The organism is Pantoea eucrina, assembly GCF_020079945.1.
Classification (GTDB): domain Bacteria; phylum Pseudomonadota; class Gammaproteobacteria; order Enterobacterales; family Enterobacteriaceae; genus Pantoea; species Pantoea eucrina.
Map to the genome: position 1 here is coordinate 1,329,614 of NZ_CP083448.1, position 15,026 is coordinate 1,344,639.

Below are 15,026 nucleotides of genomic sequence, written 5' to 3' on the forward strand. Positions count from 1 at the left end.
TATTATCAGGCAATGGCCAGAACGAAACTCATGTATCAACCAGTTGCGCTATTTATCGGTTTACGCTACATGCGTGGACGGGCTTCAGACCGCTTCGGTCGCTTCGTCTCCTGGCTCTCAACTATCGGTATTACCCTGGGCGTAATGGCGCTGGTGACCGTGCTGTCGGTGATGAACGGCTTTGAGCGTGAGCTGGAGGGGAATATCCTGGGGCTGATGCCGCAGGCGCTCATTACCAGTGACAAAGGCAGTATCGATCCGCAGCAGCTGCCGGCTGACAGCCTGAAGCTGCAGGGCGTCACGCGCGTTGCTCCCCTGACCACGGCCGATGTGGTGCTGCAGAGTGCGCACAACGTCTCGGTCGGCGTGATGCTGGGGGTTAATCCGGACGAACCCGATCCGCTCACGCCTTACCTGGTTAACACGCAGCAGCAGGTGCTGCAGGCGGGCAAATATAATGTGATCCTCGGTGAGCAGCTCGCCGCACAGCTCGGCGTGAAGCGGGGCGACGCGCTGCGTCTGATGGTGCCTTCGGTCAGCCAGTTTACGCCGGTCGGGCGCCTGCCCAGCCAGCGCATCTTTACCGTTGCCGGAACTTACGCGGCAAATAGTGAGGTAGATGGTTACCAGATCCTCGTTAATCAGCAGGATGCATCGCGCGTTATGCGCTATCCGGCAGGCAGCATCACCGGCTGGCGGCTCTGGCTGGAAAAGCCGCTGAGCGTGGATACGCTGAGTACCCAGCCGCTGCCGCAGGGCACGGTGTGGAAAGACTGGCGCGAGCGCAAAGGCGATCTTTTCCAGGCCGTACGCATGGAAAAAAATATGATGGGGCTGCTGCTGAGTCTGATTATCGCCGTAGCGGCGTTCAATATCATCACCTCGCTGGGTCTGCTGATTATGGAGAAGCAGGGCGAAGTGGCGATTCTGCAGACGCAGGGCTTAACCCGGCGGCAGATTGTCGCGGTCTTTATGGTGCAGGGCGCGAGTGCCGGTATTATTGGCGCGCTGCTGGGTGCGCTGCTTGGCGTGCTGCTTGCCAGCCAGCTGAACACGCTGATGCCGGTCATCGGCCTGTTTCTCGATGGCGCGGCGCTGCCTGTGGACATCAATCCCTGGCAGGTGGTGATGATCGCCCTGATTTCAATGACGGTTGCGCTGCTCTCAACCCTTTACCCCTCCTGGCGCGCTGCCGCCGTTCAACCCGCTGAGGCTTTACGTTATGAGTAATACCCCTTTGTTGCAGTGTCGCGACCTGTGCAAACGCTATCAGGAAGGCAGCGTGCAGACCGACGTGCTGCGCAACGTGGCTTTCAGCCTGCAGCCCGGCGAGCTGGCGGCGATTGTCGGCAGCTCCGGCTCTGGTAAAAGTACGCTCCTGCATCTGCTGGGCGGGCTGGATGCGCCGACCTCGGGCGACGTGGTGTTTGATGGCCGCTCGCTTAATGGCATGAGCGCCGCCGCAAAAGCGGAGCTGCGCAACCGCGAACTGGGCTTTATCTATCAGTTCCATCACCTGCTGCCTGACTTCAGCGCGCTGGAGAACGTGGCGATGCCGCTGCTGATTGGCAAAACCGCCAAAGCGGAAGCTGAGAGTCGCGCCCGCGAAATGCTGGCGGCGGTCGGGCTGGAGAAGCGCGCCGCGCATCGTCCTTCTGAGCTCTCAGGCGGCGAGCGTCAGCGCGTGGCGATTGCCCGGGCGCTGGTTAACCGTCCACGTCTGGTGATGGCGGATGAGCCCACCGGCAATCTCGATGCGCGCAACGCCGACGCGATATTTGAACTGCTGGGCGAGCTTAACGTGCGTCAGGGCACGGCGTTTCTGGTGGTGACTCACGATCTGCAGCTGGCAAAACGGCTGACGCGGCAGATGGAGATGCGTGACGGACAGCTGAGCGATCGCCTGACGCTGGGAGCAGAGGCATGACCTCTTCACTCTCGCTGTTGCTGGGGCTGCGTTTCAGCCGGGGCCGGCGGCGCGGCGGCATGGTATCGCTGATTTCAGTGATCTCCACCGTGGGAATTGCGCTGGGCGTGGCGGTACTGATCATCGGCCTCAGCGCCATGAACGGTTTTGAGCGTGAGCTGAATAACCGCATTCTGGCTGTCGTTCCGCATGGTGAAATTGAGCCGGTCGAAGGGCCGCTGCGCGACTGGCAATCTCTGATCGCCCCGATGGAGCAGGTGCCCGGCATCGCGGCGGCGGCCCCCTACGTTAATTTTACCGGATTGATTGAGAGCGGCGCCAGGCTACAGGCGCTGCAGGTCAAAGGGGTTGATCCGCAGCAGGAGTCGCGTCTCAGCGCACTGCCGCAGTTTGTCGCCGGCGACGCCTGGGCACAGTTTGCCGCCGGCAGGCAGCAGATTATTTTGGGCGGCGGTATCGCCAAATCACTGAACGTGAAGCAGGGCAGCTGGATCACCATCATGATCCCTAACAGCAGCGCGGATAATAAGCTGCAGCAGCCAAAGCGCATCCGGCTGCAGGTCAGCGGTATTCTTCAGCTGAGCGGCATGCTCGATCACAGCCTGGCGCTGGTTCCGCTGGCGGATGCGCAGCGCTATCTGGGCCTGGGCGACAGCGTCAGCGGTATCGCACTGAAGATGAGCGATCCGTTTCAGGCGCAAAAGCTGGTGCGCACGGCCGGTGAGGTAGCCCACGCCTATGTTTATATCAAAAGCTGGATTGGCACCTACGGCTATATGTATCGCGATATCCAGATGATCCGCGCCATTATGTATCTGGCGATGGTGCTGGTGATTGGCGTCGCCTGTTTCAATATCGTTTCCACGCTGGTGATGGCAGTTAAAGATAAGAGCGCAGACATTGCCGTACTGCGTACCCTGGGGGCGAAAGATGGGCTTATCCGCGCTATCTTTATCTGGTACGGGCTGCTGGCGGGCCTGCTGGGCAGCGTCAGCGGCGTTGTCACCGGTGTGCTGGTGGCGCTGAACCTGACGCCGGTGATGCGCGGCATCGAACATCTGACCGGGCATACGCTGCTGGCAGGCGATATCTATTTTATCGACTTTCTGCCGTCGGAACTGCACTGGCTGGATGTTGTCATTGTACTGGTAACCGCTATCGTGCTGAGCCTGATCGCCAGCTGGTACCCGGCGCGACGCGCCAGCCGCCTCGATCCGGCCCGCGTGCTGAGCGGTCAGTAACCGCCCTGACGCAGCCGCTCCGGCGGCTGCGTCCGGTTTCAGCGCCTGCGTACGGCGGTGTCGCCACGCAGTCGCTATTACCGGGACAGCATTGCCCACTACAACACCCGAAACACGGCGTACTGCGCCGCAGATCAAGGAGTTTTTATGCGCATACAGCGCCGCCGCCTGAGGCTCGCCCGCGACCGGAAAAACCGCCGTAAAGTGCATCAGCGCTTTCGCCAGCGCATCTTTGAGCGCGATCGCAGCGCTGAACTCGCCGCGCATCCGCTGCCGCGCGTGGTGGTACTGACCGGCGCCGGCATCTCTGCTGAATCGGGCATTCGTACTTTTCGCGCCTCCGACGGCCTGTGGGAAGAACATCGTATTGAAGATGTTGCTACGCCGGAGGGCTTTCGCCGCGATCCGGCGCTGGTGCAGCGCTTTTATAATATCCGCCGCCAGCAGCTGCAGCAGCCGGAGATCCAGCCTAACGCCGCACATCTGGCGCTGGCAGAGCTGGAACAGGCGCTGGGCGATAACTTTCTGCTGGTCACACAGAACATCGATAATCTGCACGAGCGTGCCGGCAGCCAGCGCGTGCTGCATATGCATGGCGAACTGCTGAAAGTGCGCTGTGAGGAGAGTGGCCAGGTGGTGGCGTGGCATCGCGACGTGACCGCCGACGATCGCTGCACCTGCTGCCAGTTTCCGGCGCGGCTGCGGCCGCACGTGGTGTGGTTCGGCGAAATGCCGCTCGGCATGGAAGAGATCTATGAGGCGATGCAGCAGGTGGATCTGTTTATCGCCATCGGCACCTCAGGCCATGTCTATCCTGCCGCCGGATTTGTACATGAAGCCACGCTGCAGGGCGCGCATACGGTTGAGCTGAACCTGGAGCCAAGTCAGGTGGGCAATGAGTTTGCCGAAGGAAAATATGGCCTGGCGAGCGAAGAGGTACCGGCGTTTGTGCAGCGCCTGCTGCAGAGCCTGGAGCACTAAACCGGGCGCCTGTGCGGCGCCCGTTACGCCTTTCAGCGGCCCGCTTTCAGCTGCTGAAACAGCGTTTCATACTGTATGCTGGCGGCTCCGACATCATTCTGCCACTCGCCTTTTCTGATGACGTCAGCAGGCGGATAGAGTGACGGATCCTGCGCAACGGCCGCAGGCAGCAGCTTTTTTGCCGCCAGATTTGGCGTCGGGTAACCGATGGTTTCCGCCACCTGAGCTGCCACATCGGGGCGCAGCAGGAAGTTAATCAGCTTCAGCGCCCCCTCCCGGTTTTTCGCATTGGCCGGGATCGCCAGGTTATCCATCCAGAAAATGCCGCCTTCTTCCGGCCAGACAATGCTCAGCGGCGTGCCCGCCTGACGCGCCACGTAAGCGGAGCCGTTCCAGATCATACCGACGTTGACTTCGCCCTCCATAAACGGGTTGCCCGGATTATCGGAGTTAAACGCCAGCACGTTCGGCATCAGCTTTTTCAGCTCTTCTGACGCGGCAGCGATCTGCGCCGGGTCCTGCGTGTTGCCGGAATAACCGAGCTTGCGCAGCGCCACCTGGAACACTTCGCGCGCATCGTCCGTCAGCAGCAGACTCTGCTTATATTCCGGCTTCCAGAGGTCGGCCCAGCGGGTGATCGTTTTAGGATCGATCTCATCGCTGTTGACACCGATAGCGGTCGCGCCCCAGATATAGGGAATGGAGTAGTCGTTATCGGGATCGAACGGCTTGTTGAGCAGGTCGGGATCGAGATTCTTAAAGTTGCTCAGCTGCGATTTATCGATCTTCTGCAGCATCCCCTCATTGCGCATTTTGGCGACAAAATAGGTCGAAGGCACCACCAGATCGTAAGCGCCATCTTTCCAGGTTTTCAGCTTGGCGTACATGCTCTCATTGGATTCATAGGTGGAGTAGATCACTTTGATCCCGGTCTCTTTGGTAAACTGCTCCAGCAGACCCGGCGGCACATACTCTGTCCAGTTATAGAAGTAGAGCGTTTTATTGTCAGCCTGCGCGCTCTGCATATACAGCGCCATCGCTCCCGCTATCAGCCAGCAAGCGTGTTTTTTCATGGGGTATCCTCTATTGGGTTTTATCACGGAGCAGTAGCTGACTGATCGCCACCAGCAGCAGCGACAGCAGCAGCAGGATCGTCGCCAGCGCGTTCACCTCGGGTGAAACACCAACTTTCACCATGGAGTAGATCTTCAGCGGCAGGATTTCGAAACCCGGCCCGGTAACGAATGATGAGACCACCACATCATCCATAGAGAGGGTAAAACTCAGCAGCCAGCCCGCTGCCACGGCCGGCATCGCCAGCGGCAGCAGAATTTTACGCAGAATCGTCACTTCACTGGCACCGAGATCTTTTGCCGCCTCCAGCATGCGCACATCAAACCCTTTCAGCCGCGAGTAAACGGTGATCACCACAAAAGGCAGGCAGAAGGTGATATGCGAAAACAGCAGCGACCAGAAGCCGAGCGAGATCCCCAGCAGCATAAACAGCACCAGCAGGGAGATCGCCATAACAATATCCGGCGACATCATCACCACAAACAGCATCCCGCTGACAAAGGGTTTACCGCGAAAACGGTAACGGTAGAGCGCGACGGCCGTAAGCGCGCCAATCAGCGTGGCGCAGGTTGCGGAGATCACACCCATGATAAGTGAGTGCTGCGCTGCCTGAATCAGACTGTCGTTGTTCAGCAGCAGCTGATACCAGCGCGTGCTGAATCCCTGCCAGTTAATGCCAAAGCGCGAGGCGTTGAAGGAGTTCACGATCAGGATAATCATCGGAATATAGAACCAGGCATAGATTGCGGCCATAAAGCCGCCGCGTAGCAGACGCGCTATCATGAGAGATCCATACGGTTATTCAGCAGCCGCGCCGCCCGCCAGTAAAACAGCAGCATAATGCCCATCAGCAGCGTCATCACCACGCTGGTGGCTGCGCCAGAGGGCCAGTCGCGAATGTTCAGGAACTGGCTTTTGATAATATTTCCGATCAGCAGATTTCTGGCGCCGCCCATAAGGTCGGCAACGTAAAACATGCCCATCGCCGGGATAAATACCAGCAGGGAGCCCGCGACAATGCCGGGCAGAGTCAGCGGCAGAATAATGCGTACAAACGTCTGCAGCTTACTGGCACCGAGATCGCGCGCCGCTTCAAGATACGATCGGTCAAGCTTCTCCAGGCTGGAGTAAAGCGGCAGTACCATAAACGGCAGCAGGATATAGATTAACCCCAGAATCACCGCTTCAGAGGTGAACATGATGCGAAAGGGCTTATCTGTTACGCCGAGCCAGAGCAGAAAGTCGTTCAGCCAGCCGCGGGTGCTGAGAAAGATCTTCAGCCCATAGATGCGGATCAGCGAGTTGGTCCAGAAGGGGACAATCAGCAAAAACAGCATCAGCGGACGCAGCCGCGGCGAGAGGCGGGTCAGGCACCAGGCAAACGGATAGCCCAGCAGCAGACAGCACAGGGTGGCGATAAACGCCATATTCAGTGAATGCAGCAGCACGCTGGCATAGAGCGGGTCGAGCAGGCGGCGGTAGTTATCAAAGGTCAGTACCATGCTGACAAAGTGCGCATCATCGCGCGTCAGAAAGCTGGTGACGATAATCATCAGATTGGGCAGCAGCACAAACAGCGTCAGCCAGCTGACAATCAGGGCAACAATCGCTTTCTGCAGACGATTACGCATCAGTTTCATAGGGCAGTACCACCTCCCAGTCCGGCACCCAGCGGATGGCCATTTTTTGATTCAGCGAGTGGTCAAAATCGGGGTCATCTTCGTTGAAGAATTCACTGACCGTCAGCAGCTTGCCGTTCTCCAGCTCCACCGAGGACTCCAGGGTCATGCCTTTATAGCTGCGGTCGCGAACAAAACCGGTCAGATACTCGCTGCGGCTGTCATGAGCAATCTCTTCAACGCGCAGATCTTCCGGGCGCAGCAGCACGTGCAGTTTATCACCGGGCGCTACCGGAAACGGGCAGTGCAGATCGCAGGCGATGCCTTCAACGCGCGCGCGGATGGTGGGCGCGCGGTCGCACGCGATCACCTCGGCGTCAAAGACGTTGATTTCACCGATAAAACGCGCCACAAACAGGTTGCCCGGCTCTTCATAAATTTCACGCGGCGTGCCATCCTGCTCAATGCGACCGTCGCGCATCACCACGATACGATCTGACATAGAGAGCGCCTCTTCCTGATCGTGGGTGACAAAAACAAAGGTGATGCCCAGTTTGCGCTGCAGCGCTTTCAGCTCGTTCTGCATCTGACGACGCAGCTTATAATCCAGCGCCGAGAGAGACTCATCCAGCAGCAGGACTTTTGGCTGGTTAACCACGGCGCGGGCGATAGCGACCCGCTGCTGCTGTCCCCCTGAAAGCTGATGCGGGCGCCGGTCGGCGAAACTCTCCAGCTGCACCATGGCCAGCGCTTCATTAACGCGCTGAACGATCTCACCGGCGGGGCGCTTCTGCATGCGCAGACCGAATGCGACGTTCTCAAACACGGACATATGCGGAAACAGCGCGTAGCTCTGAAACACAGTATTGATATGACGCTGCTCAGCGGGCGTATCGGTAATATCGCTGCCATCCAGCGTGATGCGGCCGCTGTCGGTGGTTTCCAGTCCGGCAAGCAGGCGCAGAATGGTGGTTTTCCCGCAGCCTGACGGGCCCAGCAGAGTAATAAACTCTCCGTGTCCGATATGCAGGTTGAAATCAGAGATGATGGTTTTCCCATCGAAAGCTTTACTGATGCCAGAAAGCGTAACCAGCGCCTGTTGTGCGCATGTTTGCGTCATTTTAGTCACTCAGTCTGAAGGGATCAGGATAGCGGCTCGCTGCCGGCGACAGCGAGCCGTAGTGAAGGCGGGATAATACCTGAAAATTTATCTAATGCCATAATTTACCGCTGAATTACCTGGAAAAGAGGGCAAACTACTGAACTGTGCGTGACAGGCCAGCCGGCAATAATTTACCTGGTACACGCTATGGCAGGCAGGCTAACCTAAAGAAGAGTGATATCGCGCAACACGGCGGGCAGCTGCCGCCGCAATAATAACACCGGCTTAAACAGGGGGATAACGGATGGAACAGTTACTGGAACGCTTTCTGCGCTACGTAGCGATAGAGACGCAGGCTAAACCGCAGGCGCGGCAGGTGCCGAGCAGTGAGGGGCAGTGGATCCTGGCGCGTCAGCTGCAGGAAGAGCTGATTGCACTGGGCTTTGTCGATGTATCGCTGAGCGACCACTGCTGCGTAATGGGTACGCTGCCGGCCAACGTCGACTGGCCAGTGCCGGTTATCGGCTTTATTTCTCATATGGATACCTCGCCCGACTACACGGCGAAAAACGTCAATCCGCAGATCGTGGAGAACTATCGCGGCGGCGACATTGCGCTGGGTAACGGGGATGAAGTGCTGTCGCCGGTGATGTTCCCGGTGCTGCATAAGCTGACCGGACATACGTTGATCACGACCGACGGCAAAACGCTGCTGGGTGCGGATGATAAAGCGGGCATTGCGGAGATTATGACGGCGATGGCGGAGCTGGCAAAGGGTGACGTGCCGCACGGCGCTATCCGGGTTGCCTTTACGCCGGATGAGGAGATCGGCCGCGGCACGTCGCACTTCGACGTGGAAGGGTTTGCGGCTGACTGGGCTTACACCATGGATGGCAGCGGTCTCGGCGAGTTTGAGTTTGAGAACTTCAACGCCGCAACTGCGATGGTCTATATCACCGGGAATAACGTTCATCCCGGCAGCGCAAAGAATGTCATGGTGAATGCGCTGGATCTGGCGATGCGCTTCCACGCCGAGCTGCCTGCTCAGGAGAAGCCGCAGTTTACCGACGGCTACGAAGGCTTTTTCCATCTGCACTCTATCAAAGGCACGGTGGAGCACGCTGAGCTGATGTATCTGATCCGCGATTTTGATGCAGACAGCTATGAACAGCGCAAACAGCTGCTGGAGAACATCGGACAGCGGGTGGGCAAAGGGCTGCAGAGCGAATGTTCGGTTAAAGTCGAGATCAGCGACAGCTATCGCAATATGCGCGAAAAAGTGGAGCCGCATCCGCATATTATTGAGCTGGCGCTGCAGGCGATGCGCGACTGCGGCATTGAGCCTGACGTGAAGCCGATCCGTGGCGGCACTGACGGTTCCGCGCTGTCGTGGAAAGGGCTGCCCTGTCCGAATATCTTTACCGGTGGCTATAACTACCACGGCAAACATGAGTTTGCCTCACTGAATGTGATGCAAAAAGCGACAGAAGTGATTGTGCGGCTCTCTGCGCTGGCGGCAGAGAAGCGGACATAACGCAGAAGAGCGCCTCTCCCGGAAGCGGGAGAGGCGCATGGTTTTAATCAGCAAAGAACCAGTAGCCGCTGTTTACCAGACCGGCCAGCTGCGCCAGCAGTGACGGGTCATCCAGCGCGTCACCAAAATCTGCCAGAGCAAGTTCATGCTGGTGCGCCAGCGCGGCCAGTACCTGCGGATGCTGGCTGGTGATCTGCTCGCCATTAACATAGACGGCATCACCCAGCGTCAGTACGCGCAGGCCGCCAAGCCGCGTCAGCGTGTCACCCTGCTGCAGCGCATCGTAAATCTCATCCGGCTGATACGGCGGCTCCGGTGGCGCCACGTCCAGCTCATGGCGCGACTGCGAAATAAATTCGCCAAACCACTGGCTGAACTGCTCCGGCTGGTTGATCACATCCAGCATAACCTGACGAATGCCTTCAACTTCAGAAGGCAGGATCCGCGACGGGCAGCTGCGTGAAGGTACTTCCGGATCGCTGTAGCGATAGCTGCCCAGCTCATGAGCCAGCATATAATCAGCAAAGCCGCTGATCAGCTCGCGGCCATTTGGCGCCCGGAATCCGACCGAATAGTTGAGCGCATTTTCCAGCGAGTAGCCCTCGTGCGGGAAGCCCGGCGGAATGTAGAGAATATCGCCCGGCTCCAGCTCTTCATCGATAATGGCGTCAAACGGCGCAACCTGCAGCAAATCGGGATGCGGGCAGTGCTGTTTCATCGGGACCTTTTCACCCACGCGCCAGCGCCGGCGGCCGGTACCCTGAATGATAAAGACATCATACTGGTCGAAATGCGGACCCACGCCGCCGCCCGGGACTGAAAACGAGATCATCAGATCGTCGATGCGCCAGTCGGGCAGAAAGCGGAACGGGCGCATCAGGGCAGCAGAGCCCTCATGCCAGTGGTTAACCGCCTGAACCAGCAGCGACCAGTTGCTTTCACCCAGATGGTCATAGCTCTCAAACGGGCCGTGGCTGACCTGCCATTTGTCGTTATGGTGGCTGACGAGGCGGCTGTCCACCTCATTTTCCATCGCCAGTCCCGCCAGCTCATCCGGCGAGAGGGGATCCACGAAATTTTTGAAGCCGCGCTTAAGCACGACCGGGCGTTTCTGCCAGTAGCGCTGAATAAAGTCGGTCTGGTTGATATCGAGCTGATAATCCATACGAAGCGTTCCGGTTGGAGCAATAATTGCTGGCAAGTATAACAGTCCGCAGCCGGTTCTACTCGCGGTGATGTGTAACTTCCTGCCGCCTGAACACCACTTCCATGCGCGTGCCGCCCAGCGGGCTGGCAGAGGCGCTGACGGTTCCGGCATACTGTTCAAGAATATCCCGCACCACCGCCAGCCCCAGCCCCTGTCCCGGCCGCAGCGTATCGGCCCGCTGGCCGCGGACAAAAATCAGATCGCGCTTGCTTTCAGGAATACCCGGCCCGTCATCGTCGATAAACAGATGCAGCGCCTGGTCAGTCTGGCGCGTGCTGATTTCAATAAACTCCAGGCAATATTTACAGGCGTTATCGAGTACGTTGCCGAGCACTTCCATAAAATCGTTCTGATCGCCGACAAACACCAGCTCGGGGGGAATGTCGAGCGTGATCTCCACGCCCTTGCGCTGGTAAACCTTGTTGAGCGCAGAGCAGAGGCTGTCGAGCAGGGCGGAAACTGAGTGAAAATCACGCTGCAGCGGATTGTGGTCGGCCTGCATGCTGGCGCGATGCAGATAGTAACCCGTCTGCTGTGAAATACGGCTGATCTGCTCCAGCATCACCGGCTCCGCCTGTTCGATGGTGAGTGATTTGCCGTTGCGCAGCGATCGCAGCGTACTCTGCAGCACTGCCAGCGGTGTTTTCAGGCTGTGGGTTAAATCTGAGAGCGTGGTGCGGTAGCGGGTATAGCGCTGACGCTCGTTGGTCAGCAGCAGGTTAAGGTTGCGCACCAGGCTTTTCAGCTCCTGCGGCGGGTTGTCGCCCAGGTTTTCCCGCTGACCGGTCTCCAGCTCGCGCACCTGCGCGGTGAGATCGCCAATCGGGCGCAAGCTCCAGTGAGCGGCCAGCCAGAGCAGCGGGATCACCAGCAGCAGGTTAGCCGCCAGCACATAGCTGAACCATGACCAGACTACGTCTGAGTGCTGCAGCTCTTGCGGGATGGAATCCACCACCACAATGGTCATCGCCGGCAGGTTGACTGTCGCATCGTAGCGATTCACCGCAACTGAATGGGTAAAGGTGTCGTTACTGTTGCTGTCCAGCGCGTGCAGCTGCTGCTGCGCCTGAATGTTATCGCCTAATGCCGTCAGGCTGGTGCGGTTGCTGGTGTCAATTTCATAAAAGTCAGGCTTCAGCAGCCACTCGGGCTGAATTTTTTCCCGGATCTCCGGCACGTCGCGCTGCTGCCACAGCAGCTTGCCGCGCTCATCGTAGATAAAGACCAGCGTCGGGAAATTCAGCGTCATGCGCTCCGGCTGCGCGATGGTGAGTTTGTTATCCTGCCACTGCGCCAGAGTGAAAAAGAGGTTACTTTCACCGCGCAGCACGCGGTAGGTATTTTTATCGAAACTCACGACATAGCCGATAACCGCGACCATGCCATAGGAGAGAGAGATAAACAGGACCACGGCGGCGGTCGCCAGCAGAAAGCGGGTACGGAGCGAGAGCGGGCGCAGCTGGCGAAACCAGTTCATGGCGTCAGAGATCGAAACGGTAGCCCTGACCGCGTACCGTGTTGATCACTTCGGTCGGATGCAGTGCAAGGATTTTCTTGCGCAGGCGGCCCATCAGCACATCGATGGTATGGCTTTCGCGCAGTTCAGCGTCAGGATAGAGCTGCAGCATCAGCGAATCTTTGCTGACCACTTTACCCGCGTTGCGGATCAGCGTTTCCGCAATCGTATATTCAAATGCTGTCAGCTTCACCGGCACGTCGTTCACCGCCAGCTCGCGACGTGACAGGTCGACCTGAAACGGCGGCAGGGAGATGATCTGCGATGCGTGGCCGCTATTGCGGCGCATCAGCGCCTGCAGGCGGGCAGCAACCTCCTCAATATGAAAAGGCTTGGTAACGTAGTCGTCCGCGCCAGCTTCCAGGGCTTCAACTTTTGCCTGCCAGCCTTCGCGTGCGGTCAGTACCAGGATCGGCTGGCGCACCGCGTCGCTGCGCCAGCGGCGAATCAGCGACATGCCATCTTCGTCGGGCAGGCCAAGATCAACCAGCGCAATGTCAGGCAGATGTTCCTGAAGAAAGTAGTCAGCTTCTTTCGCATCTTCAGCGGCATCAACCTGATGCCCCATATCACGCAGCTGAACGGCGAGATGGTGGCGCAGCAGAGCATTATCTTCCACAACCAGAACACGCATACTTTTTCCTTACCTGCAAACTCAGTGATAATAAAGTGAGTATACGTGAAGGGAGCTAAACCAGAGAACAACGCAACAGGCGCGCGGTGCGCGCCTGTGCAGGCGGAATTACTTCAGGTCATCGACCATTTGCACCGCGCGGCCCAGATAGTTAGCCGGGGTCATCTGCTTCAGGCGCACTTTCTCCTCTTCCGGCAGCGCCAGGCTGTCGATAAAGGCCTGCATGCCCGCCGCATCCACGCGCTTGCCGCGCGTCAGCTCTTTAAGCTTTTCGTAGGGTTTTTCAATCCCGTAACGGCGCATCACGGTCTGAATCGGCTCGGCAAGCACTTCCCAGTTGTGATCCAGCTCATCCAGCAGGCGATCGCGATTCACCTCCAGTTTTGAGATGCCCTTCAGCGTGGACTGATAGGCAATCAGGGCATAGCCGACGCCGACGCCGAGGTTGCGCAGAACGGTTGAGTCGGTGAGATCGCGCTGCCAGCGTGACACCGGGAGCTTGCTGGCGAGGTGCTGCAGTACCGCGTTTGCCAGACCTAAATTACCCTCAGAGTTTTCAAAGTCGATAGGGTTGACCTTGTGCGGCATCGTTGAGGAGCCAATTTCGCCCGCGATGGTTTTCTGTTTGAAGTGGTTCAGTGCAACGTAGCCCCAGATATCGCGATCAAAATCGATCAGGATAGTGTTGAAACGCGCGATACAGTCAAACAGCTCTGCAATGTAGTCGTGCGGCTCAATCTGCGTGGTGTAGGGGTTCCAGGTAATGCCAAGCGAGGTGACAAACTCTTCGCTGATCTGATGCCAGTCCGCTTCCGGATAAGCAGCGATGTGCGCGTTGTAGTTGCCGACGGCGCCGTTGATTTTGCCCAGCACCTCAATGTTGCCCAGCTGACGCAGCTGCCGCTCCATGCGGTAGGCGACGTTGGCCATCTCTTTGCCCATGGTTGAAGGGGTAGCGGGCTGGCCGTGCGTACGGGAGAGCAGCGGAATATCGCGATACTCCTGCGCCAGTCCCTTCACCGCAGCGATGATTTTCTGCCAGTAGGGCGTGATAACGTCGCGGCGTGCGGTTTCCAGCATCAGCGCATGGGAGAGGTTATTGATATCTTCAGAGGTGCAGGCGAAGTGGATAAACTCAGAGACCGCCTGCAGCGCAGGCACATCAGCCACTTTCTCTTTCAGAAAGTATTCAACCGCTTTGACATCGTGATTCGTAGTGCGCTCTATGGTTTTGATGCGTGCAGCGTCAGTTTCATCAAAATTGCTGACAATCGCGTCAAGGAAAGCGTTTGCGTCAGCATCAAATGCAGGAACTTCCCTGATCTCTGCGGTCGCAGCCAGTTTCTGTAACCAGCGAACTTCCACTTCCACGCGGAATTTCAGTAAACCAAACTCACTGAAAATGGCGCGCAGCGGGCTGACTTTATCGCCGTAACGGCCATCAACGGGTGAGACGGCGGTCAGAGAGGATAATTCCATCAGTGCAACTCCTGAAACGTTAACAGATGAGGGCAGGGCAGCGTTTAATACGCCGGACCCAGCCGGGATAAAATAGCTTTGGCTTCATTCAGCAGGCGCTGACGCGAAAACATCAGCTGCAGGCGGCCACCGCCACACTGCTGCCAGAGCACCGCTGAACGGATCCCCGCCAGCAGCGCCGCGCGTACTTTGTTCTGTACCTGAGTATTTTGCAGCACCTGCGGTGAGCCGGTAACCTGAATGCGCGGGCCCAGCGGGCTGATGATATCGACATAGATGCCCGCCATGGCGCTGGTAATGGTGTCAGATTCGGGACCGTAGTGCGCCAGCTGACGATCGAGCTGGCCGATACGCTGTGCCAGCGCCGCCAGCGCGGTTTTGTTGCCGCTGAGCTTGCGCTCCAGCACCATCAGACCCAGCGTGTAGCGCGTCACTTCCGCACTGGCACCCTGACGGCTGCCGCTGTTCAGCACTGCCATCAAGGTCTCCAGACCGGTGCGCAGATTGGCTTCGTCATTACCATATACCGCCAGCGTGGAGGCGGGATTGAGATCAAGCAGGCTGCGTATGGATACCTGCAGCGCCGCGCTGTCGCACTGGCCCTGATGCGCCAGCTGCTGCGTCAGCTGTGTGGCCTGGCAAATGCCTGCCAGCGCCAGCGTAATATCATAAAAATTTTTAGCCACGCTCTACTCCTGCAGAAAAATCAGCG

General features: G+C 58.2%; 14 protein-coding genes. 5 read left to right on the forward strand and 9 right to left on the reverse strand.

Annotated features, from left to right (window positions below; genetic code table 11):
• Positions 1 to 30: 30 nt before the first annotated feature.
• From lolC to cobB, 4 genes are all read left to right on the forward strand, one after another.
• On the forward strand, positions 31 to 1,230 hold the full coding sequence (lolC, locus tag LAC65_RS06220) for a lipoprotein-releasing ABC transporter permease subunit LolC (protein WP_039383875.1): 1,200 nt from the start codon (positions 31 to 33) through the stop codon (positions 1,228 to 1,230).
• Positions 1,223 to 1,927 carry a lipoprotein-releasing ABC transporter ATP-binding protein LolD gene (gene lolD / locus LAC65_RS06225; protein WP_039383877.1) on the forward strand — a complete coding sequence of 235 codons (705 nt, stop codon included), beginning with the start codon at positions 1,223 to 1,225 and terminating at the stop codon, positions 1,925 to 1,927. Before lolC ends, lolD begins: the two co-directional genes overlap by 8 nt.
• Positions 1,924 to 3,168 carry a lipoprotein-releasing ABC transporter permease subunit LolE gene (gene lolE / locus LAC65_RS06230; protein WP_039383878.1) on the forward strand — a complete coding sequence of 415 codons (1,245 nt, stop codon included), beginning with the start codon at positions 1,924 to 1,926 and terminating at the stop codon, positions 3,166 to 3,168. The genes lolD and lolE overlap by 4 nt, the downstream gene beginning before the upstream one ends.
• Positions 3,169 to 3,315: 147 nt before the next feature.
• Positions 3,316 to 4,149: a Sir2 family NAD+-dependent deacetylase gene (gene cobB, locus LAC65_RS06235; RefSeq protein ID WP_071668743.1), complete on the forward strand. Its 834-nt coding sequence runs from the start codon at positions 3,316 to 3,318 to the stop codon at positions 4,147 to 4,149.
• 32 nt (positions 4,150 to 4,181) lie between these two features.
• Here cobB and potD read toward each other — a convergent pair whose 3' ends face one another.
• The 4 genes from potD to potA are packed head-to-tail and all read right to left on the reverse strand — an operon-like array spanning position 4,182 to position 7,962.
• Positions 4,182 to 5,222 (reverse strand): spermidine/putrescine ABC transporter substrate-binding protein PotD, encoded by a 1,041-nt coding sequence (gene potD / locus LAC65_RS06240; protein WP_039383881.1) that lies wholly within the window; start codon positions 5,220 to 5,222, stop codon positions 4,182 to 4,184.
• Positions 5,223 to 5,232: 10 nt separating this feature from the next.
• On the reverse strand, positions 5,233 to 6,006 hold the full coding sequence (gene potC / locus LAC65_RS06245) for a spermidine/putrescine ABC transporter permease PotC (RefSeq protein ID WP_039383882.1): 774 nt from the start codon (positions 6,004 to 6,006) through the stop codon (positions 5,233 to 5,235).
• Entirely contained in the window at positions 6,003 to 6,854 is an 852-nt protein-coding gene (gene potB, locus LAC65_RS06250; protein WP_199181684.1) for a spermidine/putrescine ABC transporter permease PotB, read from the reverse strand. Before potB ends, potC begins: the two co-directional genes overlap by 4 nt.
• The gene (gene potA, locus LAC65_RS06255) at positions 6,847 to 7,962 is read right to left on the reverse strand and encodes a spermidine/putrescine ABC transporter ATP-binding protein PotA (RefSeq protein WP_039383885.1); all 1,116 of its coding nucleotides are present in this window, start codon (positions 7,960 to 7,962) and stop codon (positions 6,847 to 6,849) included. The genes potB and potA overlap by 8 nt, the downstream gene beginning before the upstream one ends.
• Before the next feature lie 286 nt (positions 7,963 to 8,248).
• Between potA and pepT the strand changes: the two genes are divergently transcribed.
• Positions 8,249 to 9,478: a peptidase T gene (gene pepT / locus LAC65_RS06260; RefSeq protein WP_039383887.1), complete on the forward strand. Its 1,230-nt coding sequence runs from the start codon at positions 8,249 to 8,251 to the stop codon at positions 9,476 to 9,478.
• A gap of 43 nt (positions 9,479 to 9,521) precedes the next feature.
• Here pepT and LAC65_RS06265 read toward each other — a convergent pair whose 3' ends face one another.
• From LAC65_RS06265 to hflD, 5 genes are all read right to left on the reverse strand, one after another.
• Entirely contained in the window at positions 9,522 to 10,643 is a 1,122-nt protein-coding gene (locus tag LAC65_RS06265) for a ribosomal protein uL16 3-hydroxylase (protein WP_039383889.1), read from the reverse strand.
• A 58-nt stretch (positions 10,644 to 10,701) separates the two neighbouring features.
• Positions 10,702 to 12,162, reverse strand: coding sequence for a two-component system sensor histidine kinase PhoQ (gene phoQ, locus LAC65_RS06270; protein WP_039383891.1), 1,461 nt, complete (start codon positions 12,160 to 12,162; stop codon positions 10,702 to 10,704).
• 4 nt (positions 12,163 to 12,166) lie between these two features.
• Entirely contained in the window at positions 12,167 to 12,835 is a 669-nt protein-coding gene (gene phoP, locus LAC65_RS06275) for a two-component system response regulator PhoP (protein WP_039383893.1), read from the reverse strand.
• 108 nt (positions 12,836 to 12,943) lie between these two features.
• Positions 12,944 to 14,314 (reverse strand): adenylosuccinate lyase, encoded by a 1,371-nt coding sequence (gene purB / locus LAC65_RS06280; RefSeq protein ID WP_039383895.1) that lies wholly within the window; start codon positions 14,312 to 14,314, stop codon positions 12,944 to 12,946.
• 44 nt (positions 14,315 to 14,358) lie between these two features.
• The gene (hflD, locus tag LAC65_RS06285; protein ID WP_039383897.1) at positions 14,359 to 15,000 is read right to left on the reverse strand and encodes a high frequency lysogenization protein HflD; all 642 of its coding nucleotides are present in this window, start codon (positions 14,998 to 15,000) and stop codon (positions 14,359 to 14,361) included.
• Positions 15,001 to 15,026: the final 26 nt, after the last annotated feature.

Coding starts and splice junctions, on each gene's coding strand:
- phoQ (WP_039383891.1), bottom strand. CDS start 12,162: ATGAACTGGTTTCGCCAGCTGCGCCCGCTCTCGCTCCGTACCCGCTTT.
- lolC (WP_039383875.1), top strand. CDS start 31: ATGTATCAACCAGTTGCGCTATTTATCGGTTTACGCTACATGCGTGGA.
- potB (WP_199181684.1), bottom strand. CDS start 6,854: ATGCGTAATCGTCTGCAGAAAGCGATTGTTGCCCTGATTGTCAGCTGG.
- pepT (WP_039383887.1), top strand. CDS start 8,249: ATGGAACAGTTACTGGAACGCTTTCTGCGCTACGTAGCGATAGAGACG.
- potA (WP_039383885.1), bottom strand. CDS start 7,962: ATGACGCAAACATGCGCACAACAGGCGCTGGTTACGCTTTCTGGCATC.
- potC (WP_039383882.1), bottom strand. CDS start 6,006: ATGATAGCGCGTCTGCTACGCGGCGGCTTTATGGCCGCAATCTATGCC.
- LAC65_RS06265 (WP_039383889.1), bottom strand. CDS start 10,643: ATGGATTATCAGCTCGATATCAACCAGACCGACTTTATTCAGCGCTAC.
- purB (WP_039383895.1), bottom strand. CDS start 14,314: ATGGAATTATCCTCTCTGACCGCCGTCTCACCCGTTGATGGCCGTTAC.
- cobB (WP_071668743.1), top strand. CDS start 3,316: ATGCGCATACAGCGCCGCCGCCTGAGGCTCGCCCGCGACCGGAAAAAC.
- lolE (WP_039383878.1), top strand. CDS start 1,924: ATGACCTCTTCACTCTCGCTGTTGCTGGGGCTGCGTTTCAGCCGGGGC.
- potD (WP_039383881.1), bottom strand. CDS start 5,222: ATGAAAAAACACGCTTGCTGGCTGATAGCGGGAGCGATGGCGCTGTAT.
- phoP (WP_039383893.1), bottom strand. CDS start 12,835: ATGCGTGTTCTGGTTGTGGAAGATAATGCTCTGCTGCGCCACCATCTC.
- lolD (WP_039383877.1), top strand. CDS start 1,223: ATGAGTAATACCCCTTTGTTGCAGTGTCGCGACCTGTGCAAACGCTAT.